Origin of the sequence: Neobacillus sp. NPDC093127 (genome assembly GCF_044754175.1) — a bacterium.
Lineage (GTDB): Bacteria > Bacillota > Bacilli > Bacillales > Cytobacillaceae > Neobacillus.
Map to the genome: position 1 here is coordinate 33,091 of NZ_JBIVOP010000021.1, position 24,481 is coordinate 57,571.

The following is a 24,481-nucleotide window of genomic DNA, read 5'->3' on the forward strand; positions in this document are numbered from 1 at the left end:
GTCCAAATGATTACAACATTAACGCGCATTCCAGTAGCACACTTTTCAAATCTAAAGGCTAGAGCAGGTTACTCTATTAAAATTGATAACACAGAAATTGCGCTATTTAAGGTCACAACTGGCGAGGTGTTTGCGCTAGAAAATCGCAGTCCCCATCCGAAGGGCGGTGTCCTTTCGGAAGGACTTGTCAGCGGTGGATATGTTTACTGCCCCGTCTATGATTGGAAGATTTCATTAATGGATGGTAAGGTTCAGGCACCGGATGAGGGTCAGGTTAGGACATTTAAGGTAGAAAGAGAAGAAGATATTATTTTTATCGTATTATAAGGGCTGTTTTTCGTAGAATTTGAAAAAAAACAATACCGAAAACGGTGTTTAGCACCCAAAGAAAATTTTTATCAGCGGTTTTAATGATTTTATCGGCGAAATTGGATGATTTATCAGCGAATATTTCGTTTTATCGGCGAATCTAGCATGTTTATCGGCGAATCGGAAAAAAGCAACAATCTTACTAGCACGGCAACAGGGAAGGAAGGCTGCAGGATGAAAACAGGAAAAGTATTTTTAGTAGGAGCGGGACCAGGGGACGTTGGATTAATTACCGTCAAAGGAATGGAAGCCATTAAGCAGGCCGAAGTCATATTATATGACCGGCTTGCTAATACAAAACTATTAGAATTTGCCACAAGCGATTGTGAGTTAATTTACTGCGGTAAATTGCCTGACCGCCATATTTTGCGCCAGGAAAACATTAACGAACTTTTGATTGAGAAGGCGTTAGCAGGCAAAATAGTCGTCCGTTTAAAAGGCGGCGACCCCGGCGTTTTTGGCCGAGTTGGCGAAGAAGCAGCTGCCCTCGCCCAATACGAAATTCCTTTTGAAATCGTGCCTGGCATTTCATCGGGGATTGCAGCCCCCCTTTATGCCGGAATTCCTGTCACCCACCGTGAGCATGCTGAATCGTTTGCCGTCGTCACCGCCCATGACAAATCGAAGGACGGCAAACCGCTGCTAGATTGGGAAGGCCTTGCCCGTGGTGTCGACACAATTGCTTTTTACATGGGTGTCGGGAATTTACCGTTTATCTGTGAGAATCTTGTAACACACGGCAAGCCCGCTTCCACACCGGTCATTTTGATTCAATGGGGTACATTTGGCCGCCAGAAAACCTTGCAGGGGACCCTAGATGATATTTCTGAAAAGGTGATTGCGGCTAAGTTCACCAATCCCGCAATCATTCTAGTCGGTGAAGTTATTTCACTTCGGGAAAAAATTAGCTGGTTTGAGCGTAAGCCGTTGTATGGCCGCCAAATCCTGCTTGCGCGTACAGGTGAGGGTGAAAGTGGATTAGCGAAGGAATTGATGGAGCATGGTGCGGATGTGATTGAATTCCCAAAATGGAAAAGGATATCCTTACCTATTCATTCAGATCTACTAGCAAACATTTCGAGCTATAAAGGAATTCTTTTCACATCACCTAAAAGTGTCGGCGACTTTTTCAAAACAATGATCGAAAATCGAGTGGATATCAGAAGAGTGACAGCAGATGTTTTTGGTGTTTCCATCAAAACAATTAATGCCTTGCAGGAACGCGGCTTGACTCCCCATTTAATCGACGAGATGTCTGAGACAGGTAAACTACTTATTGTCGGGGATAATAGCATTTTAAAACATAATCACCCTAAAGCCGACAGCTGGATAACAAGTAGGAAAGAGCTCGACCTCCAATTCCTGCCTATTTTTAAAAGAATGCTAGAGGAAGCAGATGTGAACACCATGGTTTTCCCTTGCCGGGCATCAGTGGAGCCTTTTATTGAAGGGATAAAGGAATGTGGAATAGATGTACAGGAGTTTATGAAGGATTTGAAGGTTGTCAGTATGGGAAAACAAACGATGGCTGCTGTGGAGATGGCTGGACTTCCATCACATGGAATGCCAAGGAGAGCAACAAAAGAAGCCCTGGTTGAATACCTAGCAGGACAACCGCTGAAGGAAGTGTAGGAGTTATGGAGGCTGTAATTTATCTTGCCCATGGAAGCCGGCGGGCAGCGGCAAACGCGAAGTTTATTTCTTTTATTAAAAAAGTGATGCACCAGTCTGCGGCAGCCATTCAGGCCTATGGGTATCTTGAACATGCTGAGCCATCCATCTCGCAGGCGATTGAAACGTGTATGAAACAAGGGGCAAGTGTAATCACGGTTGTCCCTGTTTTCTTATTGCCTGGGGTTCATGCGGCGGTGGATATTCCAGCAGAACTGGACCGCTATCCAGACGTTGTTTTCCACTATGGAAGGCCGCTCGGTGTTGATGACATTATCGTGGAAATTCTCGCTGACAGACTGGTTGAGGCAGGTTATGAAGGCAAAATGGACGAAGCAGTGCTGCTGGTGGGACACGGCAGCCGAGAGCCTGCAGCAGCCGTTGAATTTGCAAAACTAGCAATCGGTTTGGCTGAGAAAATGGGTAGTAAGGTTCACACGGCCTTCGTCACAACGCCAGTTTTCTATCATGATGTGGCGGCAAAACTAGCAGATAAGAAGATTTATATACTTCCTCACTTCTTGTTTTCTGGAGGCTATACCGTCAAAATGAAGAGAGAACTAGATAAGTCGGGCGGAGATATTATTTTTTGTGAACCGATTGGTTTTGCTGAAAAGTTAATTCCGCTGATTGAAAAACGGGTTGCGGAGGTTACGCATGAGCTCAAATTATCCGATTATGTTACGGCTTGAAGGAAAAAGAGTAGTGGTTGTTGGCGGAGGCAAGGTGGCCGAGCGGAAGGTAAGCGGCTTACTTGGATCCGGGGCTCGTGTTGTGGTGGTTAGCCCGGAAGCAACGGAAGATATACAAAGGCTCTTTCATGCTGGAAAAATTGAATGGGTGCAGCGGCATTTTTCTGGTGGGGATTTGCAGGGCGCGTTTATGGTTTTTGCAGCAACAAACGATAAGGGTTTGAACCAACTGATAAAAGATTCGGCGGAGGTCTGCCAGCTTGTTATGGTGGTCGATGATCCAGAGGAATCTGATTTTCATCTTCCATCAACTTTTCACCGAGGTCGTTTGTCGATCGCCGTTTCAACCGGGGGTGCGAGCCCAACTCTTGCCAGGAAAATTCGTGAGCAGCTGGAGAAGGAGTTTGATGAAAGGTACGAAGAATACCTTGATTTTCTTTTTCTGAAGCGAAAGTGGATTATTAAGGAAGTGGCAGATACCGCTATAAAAAGCAAACTGTTAACAGCAATTACAAGCGATGAGTTCTTAAACAGCCATGATCGCGAGGGAGATTATCGGCGGTTGTATCAAGAATTGACAGAATAAACAACCGCAAGCCCCTGCATTCATGTATGGGGTGAGGTTGTTTTTTAATAAATGTTTTAGAACTAATGTTCCCTTATTGTTGGAATTAGTTTGAAATTTTTGATATAATTAATATATGAAAAGTCTAATACAATATAAAAGCAATAATAACGTAGTATATTCTTGTAAATATCATGTGGTTTGGTGCCCCAAATATAGAAGAAGTGTCTTAATAAATGGAGTAGATGAAAGACTTAAATCTATTATTTTGGAAGTTGCAGAAGAAACTCGTTCTGATGTGATTGAAATGGAGATTATGCCTGATCATGTTCATCTCCTTGTTGAATGCGACCCCCAATTTGGAATTAATAAACTCATAAGAATGATGAAAGGAAGAAGTTCTCGATATTTACGAAGTGAATTTCCTTGGTTAAAAAGTAGAATCCCTTCCCTTTGGACGAATAGCTATTTTGTATCCACTGTAGGCGGCACAACACTTGAAGTGGTGAAACAATACATAGAAAACCAAAAAGGAGTGTAATACCATGGCAACATCAAAAGAAAGAACGCCCTCTTTTGTAGCGACGATTCGATTGAAAACGAATTTGAAGGAAGAGAAACAGCTTTTGGTGTTGTCTGATTGTGCAAGGCAGCTATATAACGCATGTCTTGGTGAATGTTTGAAAAGACTTAAGGCGATTCAAGGAACGGATCTATACAAGGAAAGCATTCAATTATCAAAAACGTCGAAAGCAGATGTAGAGTTACGCAGGGCTAATTTTAAAGATCTCAATGAGACGTACGGATTTAAGAACGCTTCCATTCAATCATTTGGGACAAAAACGAAAAATGATTCCAAATTTATTGCCGAACATTTGGGAACTCACGTATGTCAAAAAATCTCTACCCGTGCTTTTAAAGCTAATCAAAAATTTGCATTTAAACTAGCTAAAAAAGTGAAGTTTAAACATAAGGGTGAGTTTGTATCATTAGAAGGGAAAAATAATAAAACATTTCTTACGTATTCGAACGGATATGTTTTCGTCGGGAAAAACCTTACATTGAAATGCTTATTTGATACGAAAGATAAATGGATGCAGTATGCCTTAAAACAGAAAATAAAGTATTGCAGGATTATAAAAAAGGAAGTAAAAGGGGAAAATCGTTTTTATGTTCAATTAATCCTAGAAGGAAATCCTTATCGTAAATATGAATTAGGAAAGGAAGAAATAGGATTAGACATAGGTCCTTCTACGATTGCGACAGTAGGGGAATCGAAAGCAGAATTAAAAGAGTTTTGTGAAGAAGTGGTTTTACTGGCTAAAGAAAAAAGGCGAATAAATCGCAAAATGGACAGGCAGCGAAGAGCCAATAACCCAAACAACTTTCAAAACAATGGAGTAGTGAAAAAAGGGAAAAAGGAATGGATTTACTCCAATCGATATATCCATACTCGTTCAAAGCATCGAGAAATGGAACGGAAAATAAAAGACGTTAGAAAGCAGCTGCATGGACGAGATTCGAACCAAATCTTACAACGCGCTTCTTCTATTCAAACAGAAAAACTATCGTATAAAGCTTTTCAAAAAGTGTTCGGAAAAAGTATTGGTAGAAAGGCACCAAGTATGTTTTTAACCATGTTAAAACGAAAAGTGAAATCTAGAGGCGGGGAATTCCGGGAGTTTCCTACCTACAGCACGAAGTTATCCCAAACCTGTCACTGTGGAATCATAAAGAAAAAGCCACTTAAAGAGAGATGGCATAAATGTGAGTGTGGGGTAGTAGCTCAACGTGATTTATACAGTGCGTTTTTGGCTAGGTATGTAACGAAATCCAATCATGTAGATATTAAAAAGGCTAAAGGGGATTGGGTTCAATTATCAATTATATTGGGTGAGTGTGTTTCGAATTTAGAGAAAATGAAATTGGAAAGAAAGTTAATATCAACATTTGGGATTTGAGATGGCAGGTTACATCTCTTGGTGCAGACGTACCCCGAAACAGTCAATAAGTTGTGAGTGGTGAGGGAATCCAAGCCCATGTAAATAGTCCTGTTTCGATTATTTGCATTAGAACGATTTCGGCTGTAAAAGCCTTTTAGACCAAAGTGAAGTTCATTTTCTAGATTCGTTCTAGAGATTGGAAGAGCCAAGGTTGTTTAAAGGTGGAACCCCCTCCATTTATGGATGGGAGAGCGTCAGATTTTGGGTGCAGTCAAATGGTTAAAGGAACTAAGCTCCTTTAACCATCGTCATAAATTTAATATCCCCACGACAGAACCCCTTTTCCTTCACAAACCCAAGCTTTTCATAAAGATGGACAGCCCGGCTATTAAACGCCGCTACGGTAAGTCGGACCGGCACAACACCGTGCACCTCGTTAATTTGCTGAAGAATAAATGTAAAAAATGAAAGCCCCTTTCCCCGGCCGGTAAACTTCGGGTTCATTCCAAGCCCAACATCAATGTAACCATGTGGATAGGCCTCAAAATCAGCGCCAATCGGTACCTGAGCCGATTCACCAATGCAGAAAAATCCAAATACCTCATCTTGATTATCCAAAATTGCTGTGTAGGAGTGATTCAGCATTTCCTGAACAGCTTCAACACTATACTCATTATTATAAAAATCATAAGGTGCCTCGTACTTCCAACTTAATATCTTCTCTGCATAAATTTCATCCATTTCCTTAAGATAAAGCAACTCTCAAGTCCCTCCAAACAACAAATAGGTAATTATACCCAACTGATACAAAACCAGATATATCAACTATTTTATTAGTTTAATAAAATCATAACAGGGTATTTTTACCTATTTATTTAAAATTTTCAGAAAAGCAGTTCCAATTTTGAAAGTTGTGTTATATAATACAAAACGTAGATAGTTACTGTATTATAACAAAGGGGTGATCAAGTTCATGTCGACGCAAACGACTGGTATTGAAGTGGTTGGGGGAATGAAAGCCCAGTATGATGAGATTTTAACTCCGGAGGCTTTAAATTTTATTGAGGAGTTAGAGCAAAAGTTCGGTGCAAGAAGAGTGGAACTGTTACAGTACAGACAAAAACGCCAACAGGAAATTGATAACGGCAAACTGCCGGATTTCCTCCCTGAAACAAAGCATATTCGCACTGGGGAATGGACAATTGCACCACTGCCAAAAGACCTTCAAGACCGCCGCGTAGAAATTACCGGCCCGACAGACCGTAAAATGGTCATTAACGCCTTGAATTCCGGAGCGAAATTGTTTATGGCTGATTTTGAAGATGCCACTTCACCAACATGGGAAAATGCAATTGAAGGACAAATCAACTTACGAGATGCAGTGAAACGGACGATTAGTTTTGAAAACCCGAACGGGAAGAAATATGTGTTAAAGGAAGAAACAGCGGTGCTGATTCCAAGACCACGTGGATTACATCTGGATGAAAAACATGTGCTTTTAGATGGCAAGCCGATCTCAGGAAGCTTTTTCGACTTCGGCATGTACTTTTTTCACAATGTAATGGCACTGCTTGCTAAAGGTTCAGGTCCTTATTTTTACCTGCCAAAGCTTGAAAGCCATTTAGAAGCACGGCTTTGGAATGATGTATTTGTTTTTGCACAGGAAAAGCTCGGGGTTGCTCAAGGAACAATTAAAGCAACGGTATTAATCGAAACCATCATGGCTGCATTTGAAATGGATGAAATTCTTTATGAATTAAAGGAGCATTCCGCCGGCTTAAACTGTGGCAGATGGGATTATATTTTCAGCTTCATAAAAAAACTGCGTAGCCAAAGGGATGTCATTTTGCCGGATCGCGCTCAAGTCACGATGACTTCGCCGTTTATGCGCTCCTATTCGCTGCTGACGATTCAAACCTGCCATCGCCGCAAGGCACCGGCAATGGGTGGAATGGCAGCACAAATTCCGGTAAAAAATAACCCGCAGGCAAATGAAGAAGCTTTTGCAAAAGTCCGTGCTGACAAAGAACGGGAAGCACGCGACGGACATGACGGTACATGGGTAGCACACCCAGGACTTGTCTCGGTAGCAATGGAAGCATTTAATCGTGAAATGCCGACGCCAAATCAAATTCACACGGCAAAACAGCAAAAAATAACAATTACAGCGCAAGACTTACTTGAGGTGCCTGGCGGAACAATCACAGAAGCAGGTGTCCGTACGAATATCAATGTTGGCATTCAATATGTCGCTTCCTGGCTTTGCGGAAGAGGTGCAGCGCCTATCTATAACTTAATGGAGGATGCGGCAACGGCAGAAATTTCACGGGCGCAGCTTTGGCAGTGGATTCGCCATCCAAAAGGGGTTCTAGATGACGGCAGGAAAGTAACAATCGAAATGTATGAACAATTAAAATGCGAGGAATTAGAAAGAATCAAGCAGGAAATCGGATTCCAAAACTTTGAGAATGGCCGGTTTGATGAAGCTATTCGCCTATTTGACCACTTAATTTTAAATGATGAGTTTGTTGATTTCTTAACATTGCCTGGATATGAGCAGTTATAAAGAGTGTTAATTTTTTGAAAAATATTCTAATAGATTGATAGGAGGAGTTTTTAAAATGACTGATTCAAGAGTAGCTAGGTTGCAGGAAAGCTGGGAATTAGATAAGCGTTGGCAAGGGATTACAAGACCGTACACGGCCGAGGATGTTATAAAGCTGCGCGGTTCGATTGATATCGAACATACTTTGGCTCTTAAAGGCGCTGAAAAGCTATGGAAACTGTTAAATGAAGAAGACTATATTAATGCCCTTGGTGCCTTAACAGGAAATCAGGCAGTGCAGCAGGTTAAAGCTGGGCTAAAAGCCATATACTTAAGCGGCTGGCAGGTAGCAGCCGATGCCAACCTTTCAGGACATATGTATCCAGACCAAAGCTTGTACCCGGCAAACAGCGTGCCAAGCGTGGTCAAACGAATTAACCAGGCACTTCAGCGCGCAGACCAAATCACCCATTCCGAAGGTGACGATTCGATTGATTGGTTCGCTCCGATTGTTGCCGATGCCGAGGCAGGCTTTGGCGGACAGTTAAACTGTTTCGAATTGATGAAGGGCATGATTGAAGCGGGTGCCTCAGGCGTCCACTTTGAAGACCAGCTTTCTTCAGAGAAAAAGTGCGGCCACTTAGGCGGTAAAGTATTGCTGCCGACACAAACAGCGGTTCGTAACTTGATTGCGGCACGGTTAGCTGCTGATGTAATGGGCGTTCCAACCGTATTAGTTGCCCGCACTGATGCCAACGCTGCTGATTTAATTACAAGTGATATCGATATGAATGATGCACCGTTTATTACCGGCGAGCGGACTGGCGAAGGATTCTTCAGGGTTAAGGCAGGGATTGAACAGGCGATTGCCCGCGGTTTGGCCTATGCCCCGTATGCGGATCTCATTTGGTGTGAAACTTCCGAGCCGAATATTGCCGAAGCAAAACAATTTGCTGAAGCCATTCATGAGCAGTTCCCTGGCAAATTGTTAGCTTACAACTGTTCCCCTTCCTTCAATTGGAAGAAGAAGCTTGACGAAGAAACGATTGCGAAATTCCAAGAGGAGCTTGGAAAAATGGGCTACAAGTTCCAATTCGTGACCCTTGCCGGCTTCCATGCACTAAACCACGGCATGTTCGAGCTTGCCCGCGGCTACAAAGAACGCGGCATGGCAGCCTATTCCGAATTGCAGCAAGCAGAGTTTGACAGCGAGCAATACGGCTACACAGCCACACGCCACCAGCGTGAGGTTGGAACAGGCTACTTTGACCAAGTATCAATGGTGATAACAGGCGGAACTTCATCAACAACGGCTTTGAAAGGGTCTACTGAAGAGGCGCAATTCACGGGTTCTACTCAAAAATAATGATGTGTGTCCTTCTCTCCAAGTGGAGGGGAGGATTTCTTTGAGGTTAGGGCGAGATTAATTATGGATCATGGCGGGGGATTGACTGATAAGTTGAGTTTGGTGACGGGAGGGGTATGTTTACTGGCGGGAGCGGTGGGATTACTGGCGGAAGGGGTGGGGTTACTGGCGGGAGCGGTGAGATTACTGGCGGAAGGGGTTAGTTAACTGTCGCAAAGTGCGGTTCAACTGTCGGGAAAGGTGCGTCAACTGTCGAAAAGGTTGGGTCAACTGTCGGGAAAGGTGCGTTAACTGTCGTAAAGGTATGGCCAACTGTCGCCAAGCCGAATTTTTTCTCGTGTACGCAATTTTTTCTTGCAATTAAGCATTTCCCCGAGCCAAAATGCTGCCTTTATAGCTTAATTTTGGAAAGTAACACTTTTTGAGGTATCATCATACATAATAATAGCCTTTATATGGAGTTGATTTGTTTGAAAAAGCCAACCGTTGACGAGGTCTTACAGCAAGGCATCTTTGGCCCCTTGCAAACAAAACCGAATGAGCGGCGAAAATACTTAGGAACGATAAGAGAACGGATCATTGTTGCCCTCTACAAAAGACAGGTGGCAGAGACCGAAGTTTATCCGCAAATTAAGCAGTCAATGAAGAAATACCCTGGGGCACAGCTTCTTCTCAATGGAAACATGAACTATGAAGTGTTATCGAAATATGTAAAAATGGCTACTAAAAATAAGGTTGAGCATACGATTGTCACTAACAAGGAGCACGACACGGAAATCGGGTTAGTTTTAGCAATGAGTCATGCAATTGATAAAGAAGAAATCTTTATTTCAAAAAACGATCCCATCCCTGAAAAAACTCAAGTTAAAAAAGGTTTGTTTTCGAAAATTTTCAAACGGTAAAACTCAGAAAAAAGGGTGTAATTCATTTAGAATTATACCCTTTTTACATTTCAAGAAAAATTAAATACAAAAGTTGTTAGATTTATCATAAAATTAAGGGAGTTATAGAAAAGAGAGCGGGGATTGACATGATGCCAATCAAGCAGCCAATCAAACGTAATCAGCTTAGGATTTATTTGGGAACAAAATATTATCGCCTGAAACGATATTGGGAGTGGTATACGGACGGAAAAAGCTATGCAAAACAAAAAGAAACTGCAAAATTAAAACACGTCATTTTTACCCACAAAACCGTGTTGCTGCGACAATTGAAGGACGTCGATATGTGGCTGCAGCATAATAAAGTCAAGAACTTAACAATTGCTGTTAAGTCGTTAAATGGGATCATCCTCAAACCGGGGGAGACATTTTCCTATTGGAAACTACTTGGCAATACGAGTAAAAGCAAAGGTTATGTGGACGGAATGATCCTCCACTATGGAAAGGTAACCACGGGAACTGGCGGGGGCCTATGCCAACTTTCGAATCTAATATATTGGATGACCCTCCATACACCGCTGTCGGTAACGGAACGGTATCGTCATAGCTACGATGTTTTCCCAGATTCAAAACGTAGCCAGCCGTTCGGAAGCGGGGCCACCTGTGCCTACAACTACCTTGATTTGCAAATTGAAAATGACACAAATGCCACCTATCAACTAGTTATCTATTTAACCGATACCCATCTCGTCGGGGAATGGCGGGCTAATGTGCCACTGACAAGAACCTACGAGGTTTATGAAAAAGAACACTCGATGACGCAGGAGTATTGGGGCGGCTATGCTAGACATAACAAGATTCATCGCAAGGTATATAACTTAAATCAGGAATTGATCGATGATGAATATATTACTGAAAACAATGCGATTATGATGTACGAGCCGTTTTTGCCAGATGGAAATTCTTAAAAAATCTGATTAAATGGAGGATGAAATTGTTGAGTCATAAACTTTGGATCCCATCTTTAATAATCTCTTTAGGAATCATTATTGGCTGTTATCTTATCGCTTCTAAGCCTCTATCCGCTTCTTCAGCCGAGCCAAAAAGTAAAAGCACAGCGGAAAGCGGTGTCTTGATTGATTTAGACGGTGCATCTAAATTCCTTGGGTTACCAGCAGAAGAAATCAAAATGATTATTTCTAATGAAAAAAAAGCTTTGGAAGCTTCCGGTGTTTACGAGGGCATGATGCTGCCATATATTACAGTTGATAATAATGTATATTTTGAAAAAACAAAGCTATTGCTTTGGGCTCAACAGAATGCCGAGCAGCATAAGGAATACAGTAGGTGATGAAGGGAAAGGTGATCGTAAATTGATAAAAGGAATAAACCATTTGCTATTTTCCGTTTCCAATTTAGATAGATCAATAGAATTTTATCAAGAAGTTTTTGAGGCGAAACTGTTGGTGAAGGGCAAGAGTACGGCCTATTTTGATTTAAATGGACTGTGGCTTGCACTTAATTTGGAAAAAGACATCCCCCGTAATGAAATAAACCAGTCCTACACCCATATTGCTTTTACAATCGAAGAAGCAGATTTTTTTAAAATGTATGAGAAACTTAAGCAGTTGAACGTCACTATTTTGCCTGGGCGGTCCAGGAACGAACGGGATAAAAGGTCGATTTATTTCACCGACCCGGATGGTCATAAATTTGAGTTTCATACAGGAACATTGAAGGATAGATTGGACTATTATAAACAGGAAAAGAGCCATATGGATTTTTTCATATAAAAGAGAGCTTGAGTGGGGGTATATTAATCAAAGCTTGCGCTCATGAGGACAAAAAGTAAACCAAATTGTCCTCATGAATCTCCTATTGACCCTATGCTTTCATCCAGTTGCCACTTCTACCTTCGCCTCCAGCTCAATCTCCACATTTCCTTGAACAGCGCGGCTGATCATGCAGGATGTTTCCGCTTTTTTGGCAAGCCGCAGAGCCAATTCAACGTCTTTTTCAGAAGCTTCCGGCTTCAAGATAATACGAGGGCGGTGGATAATCTTTTTATAGGTAATTACTCCCTTGGTTACATCAACAATGCCTTCAGATTCCATTGTCAAGGCCACCTTCTCCAGACCGCTGCGTTCCATCATCGCTGCAAGGGTAATGATATAGCAGGTTGCTGCAGCCCCAAGCAGCATCTCATCAGGATTGGTGCCAACACCAGGCCCATCCATTTCCGGCGGTATCGAGACCTTAGTTTTAAGGTTCCCGGTCTCAATCTCTCCGACGTCATTCCGTAATCTCGGCCAGTTAGCCTTTAAGTGAAATACATGTTCTGCCATGCTATATTTCCTCCCGCATAAATTGAAAAATATGGTATGTTAAATACGAATCAGTGAAAATTGAAAATTAGCCTAATACTAATTCTTTGTTTATCCAATAAAAAAGTCAAGAAAACGCATTTCTAGTAGGGGGATAATTGAATGGCAAAAGGATTCGTTAAACTGTTTGCAAAAAACATAAAGAAGTCATTCGGGCCTGGTCAGTATCAGGCAAATGGAATCGAAGTAACCTGTGTTCATTGTCAGCATGATCAATTTGAGCATGGTTATGCCCAATTGAATACAGCATTGGCCACTTTGTTTAATCTCGATTTCGCCAATCGCTCTGCAACGATATTGACCTGCCATCGCTGTGGGTATGTTCATTGGTTTAATAAGAAGGTTAGTAGAATAGATTAGCGAGGAATCATCATATTTCGACCGTTGATGGTATGAGAGGGATTACCGCATTTAATAATAACGCTACAACCATTTCGAACCGAATTAAAATAAGTCGTGATAAAAGACCATTTTAACAATTATATCCAAAAATATATTGACTGTTCATTCAAACAAGAATATACTTCAATTAAATTGATTGAACGAACAAACAGACAAATAAATTAACTTGGAGTGAAAAACATGAAAAAAACGGAACAAACGGATGGACGCAAGGAAGCAATAATGGAAGCAGCCTATAGCTTATTTGGCGCTGTTGGATATGCCCGCACTTCCATGAAGGATATAGCAGCGAAGGCCGGCGTTGCCCAAGGACTAATAGGTTATTACTTTGGCACAAAAGAAAACCTGCTTGTCCAAGTAGTAAGAGAGTGGATGATCAACAGGGGGATGGCAGAATCTTCATCTCAATTAAAAGGTATGACCGAAAACAAAGATATTATTTCAAACGCTATCCAGCATGTAGTAACTTTCAGAAGGAATAATCCTGAGTGGTTCACCTTGCTCGTGAGTTTATGGATGGAGAGTCGTAAGAATCCGGATTTAGAAAAAGAGTTTGAGGCGATTTATTCTGAAATGAAGCTAGGGGTGCTACAGGTCATTAATGGATTGGAGACAACACTTGAACAGGAAGAAAAGGAATCGCTTGCTTCTATTGTGCAGGCTGTTATTGATGGTCTTACATTACAAGCGATGTCAAAAGAGCAGGATATGCTTAGATTCCAGGAAAATTGTATAAACGGCATGGAATGGCTTTTTAAAGGGTCACAAAAAAAACTTTAATAGGGAAGAGTTGAATAAAATGAAAAAGGTCAGCCGTTCAAAAAAGATAATCCTTTCAGTTGTTCTATCCTTTTTTGTAATAATAATCAGTCTTAGCTTTGGAAGTAAAAAAATTTATACGGAAGTAGAAATTAATGCATCGGAAGAACAGGTGTGGGCGATCATCTCAGATTTAGAATCCTATTCTGAGTGGAATCCCTTTATGAAGGAAGCACAAGGAAAACTAAATGCTGGGGAAAAGCTGCTAATGAAATTGCAAAACGGAAGCCTTAAATTAGATCCCTTTGAGCCTACGTTACTGCAGGTTAAACCTGGAATGGAAATAAATTGGATTGGCCGTGTGGCGAACATCCCGAAAATTTTTGATGGTAATCATCATTTAGTCATCCAACGATTATCAGATGATCGTGTTAAATTTATTCAGTATGAAGATTTTGATGGCATAGTCGTGTCTTTGACGAACATGTTTTATATAACCCTTTTTAAGGATACACGTGAAGGATTTATTAAAATGAATGAGGCCTTAAAAGCAAAGGCGGAAGGAACAAAGACGGATTCAAATTAACGAATTGTTTCCAAATACAGCGGCATTTTGGGGGATTCAGCAGAAGTGGCAAAAAGTTTGCAGACATTTCAAAACACCCGATGGATTCCTAATAGGCTCCACCGGGTGTTTTTTCGCTGCTATTCACTGGAATACTATCCACTAACAATTCCATATTTTTCGCTACTTTTGTGCTGTAGGTAAAATCACCATAGCAATAGGGATAACGGAAATTATTTTTATCGCCGCCGCATGTGTAAATGTTTGGCTTCTCTTTTACCCGAAGTAGGGAGAATTCTTTCGCTAACGCCTCACTATGTTTGCCGCCGTGCTGCGCGACATAGTCAACATAGCCCCTGCCCATGTTATATGCCTGAATAATGGTGGGAAAATCGACCTTTTTTTGATTTCCATAAGTAAGTACGCTCTGAAAATGTTTGACCCCAGCTTGAATACTTTGTTTCGGATCGTTAATCGTGTTTGGTGCTAAACCAGCCGATTCAGAAGCCTGCATCGGATCTCCGCCTTTGCCGCGGCTTTCCTGCTGCATGAGGGCAATAAGGGTATCTGTATGACTTTCAAGCTGATATTTCGCTAATTCATCGTGTATTATAGGTGTATATTTTTTTACGTCAGTAAATGGATCGTTTTCTACTATATGAGGGGAACTTTGTTTTTGGAAATGATTTTGAAACATCGCCAACGCGCAAAAAATAATAAATAGCACGAAAAAGGTTTTGAATTTACTCCGTCTTCGTTTTTTCATTCAGTAACTCTCCTAAACTCAATTATCTCTGACTATTATAAGGGAATGTTTCAGCAAAGTCAGTGATAAACCTATTGATATTTATGGAAAAAGGAATTGTGTGAGATTCGTCATAATCTAAAAAGACGAACTATTGTCCATACTGAAGAAGGAATCATTGCGGTAACGCGGAAAAGTTTGGTATCATCAATATTAAAATAGCGTTGGGATTGGGGGTCAAAAATTATGTCACGAATTTCAAATGACCAGGTGAAACATGTTGCCAACTTAGCACGCTTGGCGATTACAGAAGAAGAAGCGGAAAAGTTCACAAAGCAGCTCGATGCGATTATTACCTTTGCAGAACAGTTAAATGAACTGGATACAGAAAATGTAGAACCTACATACCATGTGCTTGATATGAAAAATGTCTTGCGGGAGGATATTCCACAACAAGGATTACCGCTTGAAGAGGTACTGAAAAATGCACCGGAGCATCAAGACGGACAGATTAAAGTACCGAATATAATGGGGAAGGAGGATTAAAAAAGTGAGTTTATTTGATTATAAAGTTTCAGATCTTCATGAGCTATTACATAAGAAAGAACTAAAAGTGACTGACCTAGTGGAGGAATCGTATAAGCGGATTGGTCAAGTTGAAGATAAGGTCCAGGCGTTTTTAACGTTGGATGAAGAACAGGCACGGCAATCAGCAAAATTACTGGATGAAAAACTTGCAGCCGATTCTCAAAAAGGATTGCTATTTGGAATGCCGATTGGTGTGAAGGATAACATCGTGACAAAGGGCTTACGAACAACCTGCGCGAGTAAAATTCTCGAAAACTTCGATCCAATTTACGACGCAACCGTTGTTCAAAAACTGCAACAGGCAGAAACTGTGACCATTGGAAAGCTAAACATGGACGAGTTTGCCATGGGTTCGTCGAATGAAAACTCAGCTTTTAAAAAAACGCAGAATCCGTGGGATCTTAACAGGGTACCAGGAGGATCATCTGGCGGTTCGGCAGCATCGGTAGCCGCTGGAGAAGTTCTATTTTCATTAGGCTCTGATACAGGTGGTTCCATCCGCCAGCCTGCTTCTTTCTGTGGTGTCGTCGGCATGAAGCCAACCTATGGACGTGTGTCCCGCTTCGGTCTTGTTGCCTTTGCCTCCTCCCTTGATCAAATTGGGCCGATTACGAGAACCGTTGAGGATAATGCTTTTCTTTTACAAGCAATCTCTGGAATTGACCCGATGGACTCGACATCAGCAAATGTAGATGTTCCGAACTTTGCGGCTGCCTTAACAGGTGACGTGAAAGGTCTGAAAATTGCTGTACCAAAGGAATATCTTGGCGAAGGAGTTGGCGAAGCTGCACGTCAATCCGTGTTAGCTGCTTTAAAAGTCCTTGAAAGTTTAGGAGCAGTTTGGGAAGAGGTATCACTCCCACACTCCAAATACGCTCTAGCAGCCTACTACTTACTTTCTTCATCTGAAGCATCAGCGAACCTTGCCCGTTTTGACGGGGTGCGTTATGGGTACCGGACACCAGATGCAGAAAGCTTAATCGATTTATATAAAAAGACACGTGCAGAAGGTTTCGGCGATGAAGTGAAACGTCGCATCATGCTCGGTACGTTTGCGTTAAGCTCGGGCTACTATGATGCTTATTATAAAAAAGCACAACAGGTTCGTACCTTGATTAAGAAGGATTTTGAAGATGTGCTTGCCAAATATGATGTGATTGTCGGGCCGACAGCGCCAACTCCTGCTTTTAAAATTGGCGAAAATATAGAGGATCCATTAACAATGTACGCGAATGATATTTTAACGATTCCTTTGAACTTAGCGGGCTTGCCAGGAATTTCAGTTCCTTGCGGCTTTGATGGTGGTTTGCCGTTAGGCCTGCAAATCATCGGTAAGTATTTTGATGAAGCAACAGTTTATCGAGCAGCACATGCTTTCGAACAAGCGACAGACTTTCATAAACAAAAGCCGGAATTGTAGGGGGTGAAAACAATGGAATTTGAAACAGTGATCGGACTTGAAGTCCATGTCGAGTTAAAAACAGACTCTAAAATCTTCTCAGCCAGTCCAAACCAGTTTGGTGATGAGCCGAACACGAATACGAGTGTAATCGATCTAGGATATCCTGGGGTTTTACCTGTTCTTAATAAAAAGGCGGTTGAGTTCGGAATGAAGGCGGCGATGGCGTTAAACTGTGAGGTTGCGTCACATACGAAATTTGACCGTAAAAACTATTTTTACCCGGACAATCCAAAGGCTTATCAAATCTCGCAATTTGACAAGCCGATTGGCGAGCACGGATGGATTGAAATTGAGGTAAACGGCTATACGAAACGGATTGGAATCACGAGAATTCATCTGGAAGAGGATGCCGGAAAACTGAACCATGGAAAAGGGTACTCATTATGCGACTACAATCGTCAGGGTACTCCACTTGTTGAGATTGTTTCCGAGCCAGATATCCGTACTCCAGACGAGGCCTATGCATATCTTGAAAAATTAAAGTCAATTATTCAATATACAGGCGTTTCCGATTGTAAGATGGAAGAGGGATCGCTCCGTTGCGATGCTAATATTTCCATTCGTCCGGTGGGACAAGAGGAATTCGGTACGAAAACGGAATTGAAGAATTTGAACTCGTTCAACTTTGTTCGCAAAGGTCTTGAATATGAAGAAAAACGTCAAAAAGAAGTGATTTCGGCAGGCGGGGTCATTGAACAGGAAACTCGTCGTTTTGATGAGGCAACTGGCGCAACCTTGCTCATGAGGGTCAAAGAAGGTTCCGATGATTATCGCTACTTCCCTGAACCTGACTTATTGGATATATTCATTGATGAGGACTGGAAAGCACGGATTAGCGCGGAAATCCCTGAGCTTCCAGATGAGCGGCAAAAGCGTTATGTGGAAGAACTTGGCTTACCTGTATATGATGCCAAGGTGCTTACAATGACAAAAGAAATGGCCGATTTCTTTGAAGCAACTGTGGGTGGCGGTGCCGATGCGAAGCTGGCTTCGAACTGGATCATGGGCGATGTTTCCGCCTATTTAAACGCCGAGTCGAAAGAGCTTAATCAAGTTGCTTTAACTCCAGAAGGCTTAGCGGGAATGATTAAACTCATTGAAAATGGCACGATTTCATCGAAAATCGCGAAAACAGTATTTCAAGAGTTAATCGAAAATGGCGGCGATGCCGAGCAAATCGTGAAAGAAAAAGGTCTCGTGCAAATTTCGGATGAAGGAACACTTTTGAAAATTATCACAGAAGTCCTTGATGCCAACCCGAAATCGATTGAAGATTTTAAAGCTGGGAAAAACAAAGCGGTTGGTTTCCTTGTTGGTCAGCTAATGAAAGCCACCAAGGGACAAGCCAATCCGCAAATGGTTAATCAGCTATTACAACAGGAATTACAAAAACGATAAATCAGAAGCTGGCAGATTTTTTCTGCCGGCTTTTTGTGTAGGGGAAAAAGTCGAGCGTGGTTCGACAAGAATTTTTTCAATTTCCCGGGAAAAAGTCAAAGGTGGTAAGAGGTCGCCCCCTTTTCAAATAAACGTTTGATTAATATTGAAATATAGGAATGCTTGTCGAAGTCTGTAATATTAGCGGACAAGTGCCATTTTTCGCCAAGGTTAGTGGATGAAAATTGAAAATAGCTCCCAATTGTCGACACTTTTCTTGCTGATTTCTAGGGGAAAACCCTTTGTTTAAAGTCTCTAATTCTATTTCAATCAAACGTTTGATTAGTTTTTTTCTATCCAATCAAACGTTTGATTGAAACTGTGGTTTTCGTTGATATAAGGGAATTTTCGTCACAAATCTTGTGAAAAATTTGTAGAAAAAAAAGTATTTGGTTTTTCCGTTGAAAAGTATGTTAATATTCAAAATAAACTAGTAATCAAGAGGGGGAGAATCATGTTCAGCCATAAGATTGACGAAGAAGTATCTCTGAAGTTAATAGAATTAAAGGATGCTGAAAGAATATTTGAATTGACCAATCAAAATCGAGAACATTTGCGGGAGTGGCTCCCGTGGCTTGATATGACTACTAAAATTGAGGATACAAAAGGTTTTATTCAAATGTGTTTAAAGGGCTATGCCGAGAATAAAAGCTTGAATGCGGTAATTTTATTCAAAGGTGAAATCGTCGGAGCTGCGAGCTTTAACACAATTGATTGGTCGAATAAAAATGCTCACATTGGTTATTGGCTTGCCGCGGAATACCAAGGAAATGGGATCATGACTAAAACAGCTAGAGCACTGACCGATTATGCCATAAGCGAATTAAAGTTAAACCGAGTTGAAATTAGGGCAGCAGTGGAGAATAAGAAAAGCCGAAGTATTCCTGAAAGATTAGGTTTTGTAAACGAAGGCTGCATCAGACAAGCCGAATGGTTGTATGACCATTACGTTGACCATATGGTATACGGGATGCTGGCTGAGGATTGGATTGAGGAATAATAGATTTCTAGCTAATAGGGTAGGGATCTTTATTTGAATTTTTATCGATTCGCTGATAAAATCTCGTATTCGCTGATAAAGTGGGGTAATTCGCTGATAAACTGACGGAAATCGCTGATAAATTCCAGAAAACCGCTGATAAAAAATATCTGTATATTTTTAAAGCTTATTTTAAGAAATCACCGCCTTTTTAGGAGTTGAATATCAATAAAACTGCAAATTTACTTAAGAAATAAAAAAAGGTATCTAAAAATACTTGTTAGATACCTTTTTAAAATTAAAACGAGATCATCGTCCCGTGCTCATCAAAGACAGAGTTCGGATTCCAGGCCACTTCCCAGAGATTATTTTCAGGGTCGGCAAAATAGGCGGTGCGGCCGCCCCAAAAGGCGTCACTTGGTTCTCGTAATATTTTCCCGCCGGCTTCACGGATTTCTTCAATGGTAGTGTCTACTTGTTCTGGTTTCTCAACATTAATCGCAAAGGTCACTGCGTGAAAAGTTTCGGTTGACTGTGAAATTTCGATGCCGGCATCTTTGGCCAGCTCCGCAATTGGAAATAAGGAAAGCAATGTGCCTGCTGTTTTAAAGACAGCGTATTGATCCGAGCTAAAATCCGTTTCTTCCCAGCCTAACGATTGATAAAAAACACGTAGTGCAGGTAAATTTCGTGCACCTAATGTTAATAAACTTACTCTTTGTGGGACCATTCTTAATTCCTCCAATAATTATTTTTGTTTCTTTACCTTTCTTCAAGAAATGATAATTCTCCTCCTTCATGTAGGGAAATTCTAAATTTAAGTAAAAACTGACTAACTTGGAAATAAGCGCATTGAAAAAACGCTCGGGTAACCGAGCGTATTCTAAACACTATTCCTGTTTTAATAAACGGACACTCTCATCAAATTCCTTCTCAATTGCTTCATTTTTCTTATAAGTGATTAAGCTGACAATGACAGCGACAAGCAGGTTGAGAACAAATCCTGGCACGATTTCATAAAGTGATTCCCCGAAGAAAACCTTTCCAAGGTTGCCATTTTTCCAGACGATGACGGTAACGGCACCGACAATCATCCCGGACAGGGCGCCCCAGTTCGTAATCTTTTTCCAAAATAAACTTAATAAAACGATCGGACCAAAGGAAGCGCCGAAGCCTGCCCACGCATAGGCAACGAGATCTAATATGGTGTTATCTTGTTTGAAAGCTAGAAGAGCAGCGACGACTGCGACAAGCAGGACGGCCATTCTGCCTAAAAAGACAAGCTGTTGATCCTTCGCATTTTTATTCACGACCATTTTGTATAAGTCTTCGACAAGTGCACTGGAAGTCACGATTAACTGCGAAGAGATGGTGCTCATAATCGCCGCTAGGATTGCGGCCAAGACAAAGCCGGCGAAGATTGGATGGAATAAAATTTGCCCCAATTGAATGAATACTGCTTCAGGATCATCCAGCGTAAATTGCGGGTTTTGTTTAAAAAAAGCAATACCGATAAGGGCAGTGAAAACAGTCCCTATAAGCGAGAAAATCATCCAGCCCATGCCAATCCGGCGGGCGCTCTTTATTTCTTTGATCGAATTGATGGCCATAAAGCGGACGATGATATGCGGCTGTCCAAAGTAGCCAAGCCCCCATGCTAGTGCCGAAATAATTCCTAAAAAGGTTGTGCCTTTTAAGAAGTCAAGTTTAGTCGAATCGATTGCTCGAATCGTTTCAAACGTTTCAGCTAGACCACCAGTGTGGAAAATTCCAATCGCCGGAACCAGCAGCAGGGCAATCAGCATCATTAACCCCTGAATAAAATCGGTATAGCTTACCGCGAGGAACCCGCCAAATAAAGTGTAGGCAACGACAACACCGCCCACAATATAAAGGCCTGTATGGTAGCTCGTGCCAAACGAGCTTTTAAAGAATACAGCTCCCGAAACCATCCCCGATGAAACATAGAAAGTAAAGAATAGAAGAATTACAATTCCCGAAACAATCCGGAGCAGTTTTGTATTATCTTTAAAGCGGTTTTCAAGATAGCTTGGAATCGTGATCGAATCATTGGCAACCTGAGTATATGAGCGCAGGCGCGGTGCGACTAAGAGCCAGTTTAAATAAGCTCCGATTGTCAGACCGATAGCAATCCACGCGTCTGCTAAACCAGTTAAATAGATTCCCCCGGGCAAGCCCATTAACAGCCAGCCGCTCATGTCAGCTGCACCGGCACTTAAGGCGGTGACGGCAGGTCCTAACGACCTTCCCCCAAGCATGTAATCCGTCAAATTGCTCGTTTTTCGATAGGAATACCAGCCGATAAATAACATCATCGCAATGTAAATTCCAATAGAAACTAGTTGTAGTGATACAGCGGACATAAATTTACCCCCTTTATTATAGGTAGAAAATAATTTAAATAATATTCACCTTATATAAAATATTCTATCAATTGAAAATATCTATTGCTAGTGTCAAATAATTACTTTTGTAAAATAGTGATAAATACTTATAAAATAATGTTACAAAATAACTAAAAGCGGTTCTTTTGTAACATTTGGTTAAAACGCTTATCATAAAAGAAAATGAAAGGAGTGGATGGTAAGATGGATTTAAATGCATGGTTTCAAAAAGGATTGACGGCGGATGAGTACATAAAGTCGATGAAGCAAAATAAAGAGGAAATGCACACGATTTATGAGCATTTTTCCTTAACGTCAGAGGATAAGGATCAACTGGAAACGTTAAGAACACAAAATCTCCGTGCTATTGTGCTAACAGAGGATTGGTGTGGGGATGCGCTGCTGAACAACCCAATTTTGATGCGGATTGCCGAAGCAGCGGGTATGGAACTGCGTTTTGTCCTCCGTGATCAAAATCTCGAGTTGATGGATCAATATTTAACGAATGGCACGTCACGAGCGATTCCTATATATATTTTTCTAAATGAAGAAGGTCGTGAAGTGGGAGTTTGGGGGCCAAGAGCGCCTGAAGTGCAAGCACTTGTGATGGAGCGGCGGGCAGCATTGCCGGCTAAAGAAGCGGAGGATTTTCAGGAGAAGCAAATGGCGCTCTATAAAGGGCTGGCGGCTTCTTACCAGAAGGATACGGCTATTTGGCGAATGGTTGCCAATAGTATTATGACCACTTTAATAAAATAAGAAAAATCCCCGGATGAGTATTCACCGGGGATTTTCGGTTAGAATCCGCTGTTTTTCGGAGGAATTCTATCGTTAATTAAATTTTTATCATTGATTTTCGGTTCAATACCAAGGATGAAATTTCGGATGTTGGAGCGGTGCAGATAAATTAATAATAACGAGAAAAGTAAAAGGATAAGTTCTAATTCTAGTTTTGGGGAGATAAAAGCAAAGACGAGCATGCTCAGGCCAACTGAGATGGAACCCCAAAATACATACTTTGTTAAAAAAATGACCAAAAAGAAGGTGAGATATGAAACTATGAATAACGGAAGGTTAGCAACCAACAGTGCCCCTGCTGTTGTCGCAATCGCTTTTCCACCTCGAAAGCCTGCAAAAATTGGAAAGCAATGACCGACAACTGCGATTAGTCCGAAGTAGAGCGGTTCCACATCAATGTTAAAATAAATTGGCAGGTATGCAGCAGAGGCGCCTTTTGCAAGATCAATGAGGAGCACAAACACGGCGGATTTTTTCCCAAGCACCCTCAAGGTGTTGGTTGCACCGGGATTTTTGCTGCCATGCTCGCGGATATCCACACCAAAGATCAGCTTGCCCACAATCAAGGCAGTAGGAATACTTCCTATTAAGTAAGAAGAAAGAAGTAACAACCACAACATAAGTACCATCCCTCATTAAATAAATTTCCTATTCTAATAGCATTCTATCACAATTAAATGGTATTATTTTGTTAAATTATCACCATTCGGAAATAAAGGGAGCGCCCAACATGAAACAGATTGATTTTGGCCAGGTTGCTAATAGCTATGCCCGTTCAAGAGAAGATATTCCGGTCACGTTAATGGACAGCTTGCAGCTGCGCAATATTTTTTTTGATGGAAAAAAGGTTGCTGATATCGGCTCAGGAACCGGTGCGTTAACACGGAAAATTGCGATGAGGAAAGCGGAAATTGTTGGCATTGAGCCATCAGTAGAATTACTGAATCAGGCGAAAACATTGAATCAGATAAAAAATTTTACGATTCCGTATTGGCAAGGAACGGCAGAGGCTACCGATTTAGAAGATTCCAAGTATGATATTGTCACTGTTATGCGGGCCTGGCATTGGTTCGACCGTTCTAAGGCCATTCAAGAAATGAAACGGATTTTAAAAGCAAAAGGGACGTTAATTGTTATTGATTCTGGTTTTCTAGCAGATTCGGCTATTGTAGAAAAAACCTTAGAGATATTGACAGAATATGTAGATGGGGGATTAAAGCCAGCTGGTTCGAAGGCAACGTCCAAGCAGCGTATTAATGGCTTTCCCGTTGAATGGTTCGGAGAATGGCAATATGGCGGCTTTGAGCTGAGAGACTTTTATAAGTTAAATTACTCGGTAAGTTTTGCAAAAATGGAATGGGTTGAACGAGTAGAATCGATCTCGTGGCTGGCAGGACTAAGTGAGCCGGTCAGGAAACAAGCGCTTCAGAAATTAGTTGAATTATTACCAGACCAAGAGCCATTTGCCATTCCGCATGAGTGCAATGTTTGTATTTTGCGATTGGTTGAATAACATTTTTTCGTGCGAGGCAGGTTCTTGCACGTTTTTTTATTCATTTTATTTCCATTAAATATCTAATTAAACATAAGGCTTCGGAAAATAGACAAAACCATATAAAAAATAGACAAAACTCCATCAAAAATGGACAAAACTCTTTTGAAAATAGACAAAACTCTTTTAAATAAGGTTATTTCCTGTTTTTAGCATTGTTTAAACTCATAAAAGTTCAAAATAAGGTGTAAAATTACTCTTTATATTGAACCCTACCATATATATCAGCGAATAAACAATTCTATCGGCGAATTCACGCACTTTATCAGCAAATTTTCATCTTTTATCAGCGAATCTCAAAAAGGTGGATTCATCAAAGAACCGGCTAATCCGTGTCCTATTTTTTTCAAGGAAGCATGGTATGATAAAAATA

At 41.3% G+C, this 24,481-nt stretch carries 28 protein-coding genes; 21 read left to right on the plus strand and 7 right to left on the minus strand.

The window, feature by feature from the left end; genetic code table 11:
• Window positions 1-6 precede the first annotated feature (6 nt).
• The 6 genes from nirD to ACIQCO_RS22640 all read left to right on the plus strand — a co-directional run bounded on the left by nirD (window position 7) and on the right by ACIQCO_RS22640 (window position 5,258).
• Entirely contained in the window at window positions 7-327 is a 321-nt protein-coding gene (gene nirD, locus ACIQCO_RS22615) for a nitrite reductase small subunit NirD (protein ID WP_400433023.1), read from the plus strand.
• Between the two features lie 105 nt (window positions 328-432).
• Window positions 433-2,001, plus strand: a complete 1,569-nt coding sequence (gene cobA / locus ACIQCO_RS22620; RefSeq protein WP_400433026.1) for a uroporphyrinogen-III C-methyltransferase — start codon at window positions 433-435, stop codon at window positions 1,999-2,001.
• 5 nt (window positions 2,002-2,006) lie between these two features.
• Window positions 2,007-2,732, plus strand: a complete 726-nt coding sequence (locus ACIQCO_RS22625; RefSeq protein WP_400433029.1) for a sirohydrochlorin chelatase — start codon at window positions 2,007-2,009, stop codon at window positions 2,730-2,732.
• A complete protein-coding gene (locus ACIQCO_RS22630) occupies window positions 2,698-3,318 on the plus strand; it encodes an NAD(P)-binding protein (protein WP_400433032.1) in 621 nt (206 codons plus the stop codon). Before ACIQCO_RS22625 ends, ACIQCO_RS22630 begins: the two co-directional genes overlap by 35 nt.
• Window positions 3,319-3,433: 115 nt before the next feature.
• Window positions 3,434-3,838, plus strand: coding sequence for an IS200/IS605 family transposase (gene tnpA, locus ACIQCO_RS22635; protein WP_400433035.1), 405 nt, complete (start codon window positions 3,434-3,436; stop codon window positions 3,836-3,838).
• Window positions 3,839-3,842: 4 nt separating this feature from the next.
• Window positions 3,843-5,258, plus strand: coding sequence for an RNA-guided endonuclease TnpB family protein (locus ACIQCO_RS22640; RefSeq protein WP_400433038.1), 1,416 nt, complete (start codon window positions 3,843-3,845; stop codon window positions 5,256-5,258).
• A 270-nt stretch (window positions 5,259-5,528) separates the two neighbouring features.
• Here ACIQCO_RS22640 and ACIQCO_RS22645 read toward each other — a convergent pair whose 3' ends face one another.
• The gene (locus tag ACIQCO_RS22645; RefSeq protein ID WP_400433041.1) at window positions 5,529-5,999 is read right to left on the minus strand and encodes a GNAT family N-acetyltransferase; all 471 of its coding nucleotides are present in this window, start codon (window positions 5,997-5,999) and stop codon (window positions 5,529-5,531) included.
• 214 nt (window positions 6,000-6,213) lie between these two features.
• Here ACIQCO_RS22645 and aceB point away from each other — a divergent pair, with 214 nt between their 5' ends.
• Both aceB and aceA read left to right on the plus strand, forming a co-directional pair.
• Window positions 6,214-7,806 (plus strand): malate synthase A, encoded by a 1,593-nt coding sequence (aceB, locus tag ACIQCO_RS22650; RefSeq protein ID WP_400433043.1) that lies wholly within the window; start codon window positions 6,214-6,216, stop codon window positions 7,804-7,806.
• 55 nt (window positions 7,807-7,861) lie between these two features.
• Complete coding sequence (gene aceA / locus ACIQCO_RS22655) at window positions 7,862-9,151, plus strand: isocitrate lyase (RefSeq protein ID WP_400433046.1); 1,290 nt, start codon at window positions 7,862-7,864, stop codon at window positions 9,149-9,151.
• A gap of 199 nt (window positions 9,152-9,350) precedes the next feature.
• Here aceA and ACIQCO_RS22660 read toward each other — a convergent pair whose 3' ends face one another.
• Entirely contained in the window at window positions 9,351-9,473 is a 123-nt protein-coding gene (locus ACIQCO_RS22660; RefSeq protein ID WP_400433048.1) for a hypothetical protein, read from the minus strand.
• A 148-nt stretch (window positions 9,474-9,621) separates the two neighbouring features.
• On the opposite strand from ACIQCO_RS22660, the gene ACIQCO_RS22665 reads away from it, so the two are divergent.
• The 4 genes from ACIQCO_RS22665 to fosM all read left to right on the plus strand — a co-directional run bounded on the left by ACIQCO_RS22665 (window position 9,622) and on the right by fosM (window position 11,825).
• The gene (locus ACIQCO_RS22665; RefSeq protein WP_400433050.1) at window positions 9,622-10,053 is read left to right on the plus strand and encodes a YueI family protein; all 432 of its coding nucleotides are present in this window, start codon (window positions 9,622-9,624) and stop codon (window positions 10,051-10,053) included.
• Between the two features lie 128 nt (window positions 10,054-10,181).
• Entirely contained in the window at window positions 10,182-11,000 is an 819-nt protein-coding gene (locus ACIQCO_RS22670) for a VanW family protein (protein WP_400433053.1), read from the plus strand.
• 29 nt (window positions 11,001-11,029) lie between these two features.
• Window positions 11,030-11,383, plus strand: coding sequence for a hypothetical protein (locus tag ACIQCO_RS22675; protein ID WP_400433056.1), 354 nt, complete (start codon window positions 11,030-11,032; stop codon window positions 11,381-11,383).
• 22 nt (window positions 11,384-11,405) lie between these two features.
• On the plus strand, window positions 11,406-11,825 hold the full coding sequence (gene fosM / locus ACIQCO_RS22680) for a FosM family fosfomycin resistance protein (RefSeq protein WP_400433059.1): 420 nt from the start codon (window positions 11,406-11,408) through the stop codon (window positions 11,823-11,825).
• 99 nt (window positions 11,826-11,924) lie between these two features.
• On the opposite strand, the gene ACIQCO_RS22685 is transcribed toward fosM, so the two are convergent.
• Window positions 11,925-12,377: an OsmC family protein gene (locus ACIQCO_RS22685; RefSeq protein WP_400433062.1), complete on the minus strand. Its 453-nt coding sequence runs from the start codon at window positions 12,375-12,377 to the stop codon at window positions 11,925-11,927.
• A 141-nt stretch (window positions 12,378-12,518) separates the two neighbouring features.
• On the opposite strand from ACIQCO_RS22685, the gene ACIQCO_RS22690 reads away from it, so the two are divergent.
• From ACIQCO_RS22690 to ACIQCO_RS22700, 3 genes are all read left to right on the plus strand, one after another.
• Window positions 12,519-12,776, plus strand: a complete 258-nt coding sequence (locus ACIQCO_RS22690; protein WP_400433065.1) for a zinc ribbon domain-containing protein — start codon at window positions 12,519-12,521, stop codon at window positions 12,774-12,776.
• 222 nt (window positions 12,777-12,998) lie between these two features.
• Window positions 12,999-13,598 carry a TetR/AcrR family transcriptional regulator gene (locus ACIQCO_RS22695; protein ID WP_400433067.1) on the plus strand — a complete coding sequence of 200 codons (600 nt, stop codon included), beginning with the start codon at window positions 12,999-13,001 and terminating at the stop codon, window positions 13,596-13,598.
• Window positions 13,599-13,617: 19 nt separating this feature from the next.
• Window positions 13,618-14,163 carry an SRPBCC family protein gene (locus ACIQCO_RS22700; RefSeq protein WP_400433070.1) on the plus strand — a complete coding sequence of 182 codons (546 nt, stop codon included), beginning with the start codon at window positions 13,618-13,620 and terminating at the stop codon, window positions 14,161-14,163.
• A gap of 88 nt (window positions 14,164-14,251) precedes the next feature.
• Here ACIQCO_RS22700 and ACIQCO_RS22705 read toward each other — a convergent pair whose 3' ends face one another.
• Complete coding sequence (locus ACIQCO_RS22705) at window positions 14,252-14,908, minus strand: lysozyme family protein (RefSeq protein WP_400433072.1); 657 nt, start codon at window positions 14,906-14,908, stop codon at window positions 14,252-14,254.
• A gap of 225 nt (window positions 14,909-15,133) precedes the next feature.
• Between ACIQCO_RS22705 and gatC the strand changes: the two genes are divergently transcribed.
• The 4 genes from gatC (at window position 15,134) to ACIQCO_RS22725 (ending at window position 19,374) form a co-directional block, all read left to right on the plus strand.
• A complete protein-coding gene (gatC, locus tag ACIQCO_RS22710; protein WP_387314485.1) occupies window positions 15,134-15,433 on the plus strand; it encodes an Asp-tRNA(Asn)/Glu-tRNA(Gln) amidotransferase subunit GatC in 300 nt (99 codons plus the stop codon).
• Between the two features lie 4 nt (window positions 15,434-15,437).
• Complete coding sequence (gene gatA / locus ACIQCO_RS22715) at window positions 15,438-16,895, plus strand: Asp-tRNA(Asn)/Glu-tRNA(Gln) amidotransferase subunit GatA (RefSeq protein ID WP_400433075.1); 1,458 nt, start codon at window positions 15,438-15,440, stop codon at window positions 16,893-16,895.
• Window positions 16,896-16,907: 12 nt separating this feature from the next.
• Entirely contained in the window at window positions 16,908-18,335 is a 1,428-nt protein-coding gene (gatB, locus tag ACIQCO_RS22720) for an Asp-tRNA(Asn)/Glu-tRNA(Gln) amidotransferase subunit GatB (protein ID WP_400433077.1), read from the plus strand.
• Window positions 18,336-18,828: 493 nt separating this feature from the next.
• Complete coding sequence (locus ACIQCO_RS22725) at window positions 18,829-19,374, plus strand: GNAT family N-acetyltransferase (RefSeq protein WP_400433080.1); 546 nt, start codon at window positions 18,829-18,831, stop codon at window positions 19,372-19,374.
• Between the two features lie 277 nt (window positions 19,375-19,651).
• Here ACIQCO_RS22725 and ACIQCO_RS22730 read toward each other — a convergent pair whose 3' ends face one another.
• Both ACIQCO_RS22730 and putP read right to left on the minus strand, forming a co-directional pair.
• Entirely contained in the window at window positions 19,652-20,083 is a 432-nt protein-coding gene (locus tag ACIQCO_RS22730; protein WP_400433083.1) for a VOC family protein, read from the minus strand.
• Window positions 20,084-20,243: 160 nt separating this feature from the next.
• Window positions 20,244-21,737 carry a sodium/proline symporter PutP gene (gene putP / locus ACIQCO_RS22735; RefSeq protein ID WP_400433086.1) on the minus strand — a complete coding sequence of 498 codons (1,494 nt, stop codon included), beginning with the start codon at window positions 21,735-21,737 and terminating at the stop codon, window positions 20,244-20,246.
• Between the two features lie 225 nt (window positions 21,738-21,962).
• On the opposite strand from putP, the gene ACIQCO_RS22740 reads away from it, so the two are divergent.
• Window positions 21,963-22,517: a thioredoxin family protein gene (locus tag ACIQCO_RS22740; protein WP_400433089.1), complete on the plus strand. Its 555-nt coding sequence runs from the start codon at window positions 21,963-21,965 to the stop codon at window positions 22,515-22,517.
• A gap of 38 nt (window positions 22,518-22,555) precedes the next feature.
• Here ACIQCO_RS22740 and plsY read toward each other — a convergent pair whose 3' ends face one another.
• A complete protein-coding gene (gene plsY / locus ACIQCO_RS22745) occupies window positions 22,556-23,176 on the minus strand; it encodes a glycerol-3-phosphate 1-O-acyltransferase PlsY (protein ID WP_400433092.1) in 621 nt (206 codons plus the stop codon).
• 110 nt (window positions 23,177-23,286) lie between these two features.
• On the opposite strand from plsY, the gene ACIQCO_RS22750 reads away from it, so the two are divergent.
• Window positions 23,287-24,069 (plus strand): class I SAM-dependent methyltransferase, encoded by a 783-nt coding sequence (locus tag ACIQCO_RS22750; RefSeq protein ID WP_400433095.1) that lies wholly within the window; start codon window positions 23,287-23,289, stop codon window positions 24,067-24,069.
• The last annotated feature ends 412 nt before the right edge of the window (window positions 24,070-24,481 follow it).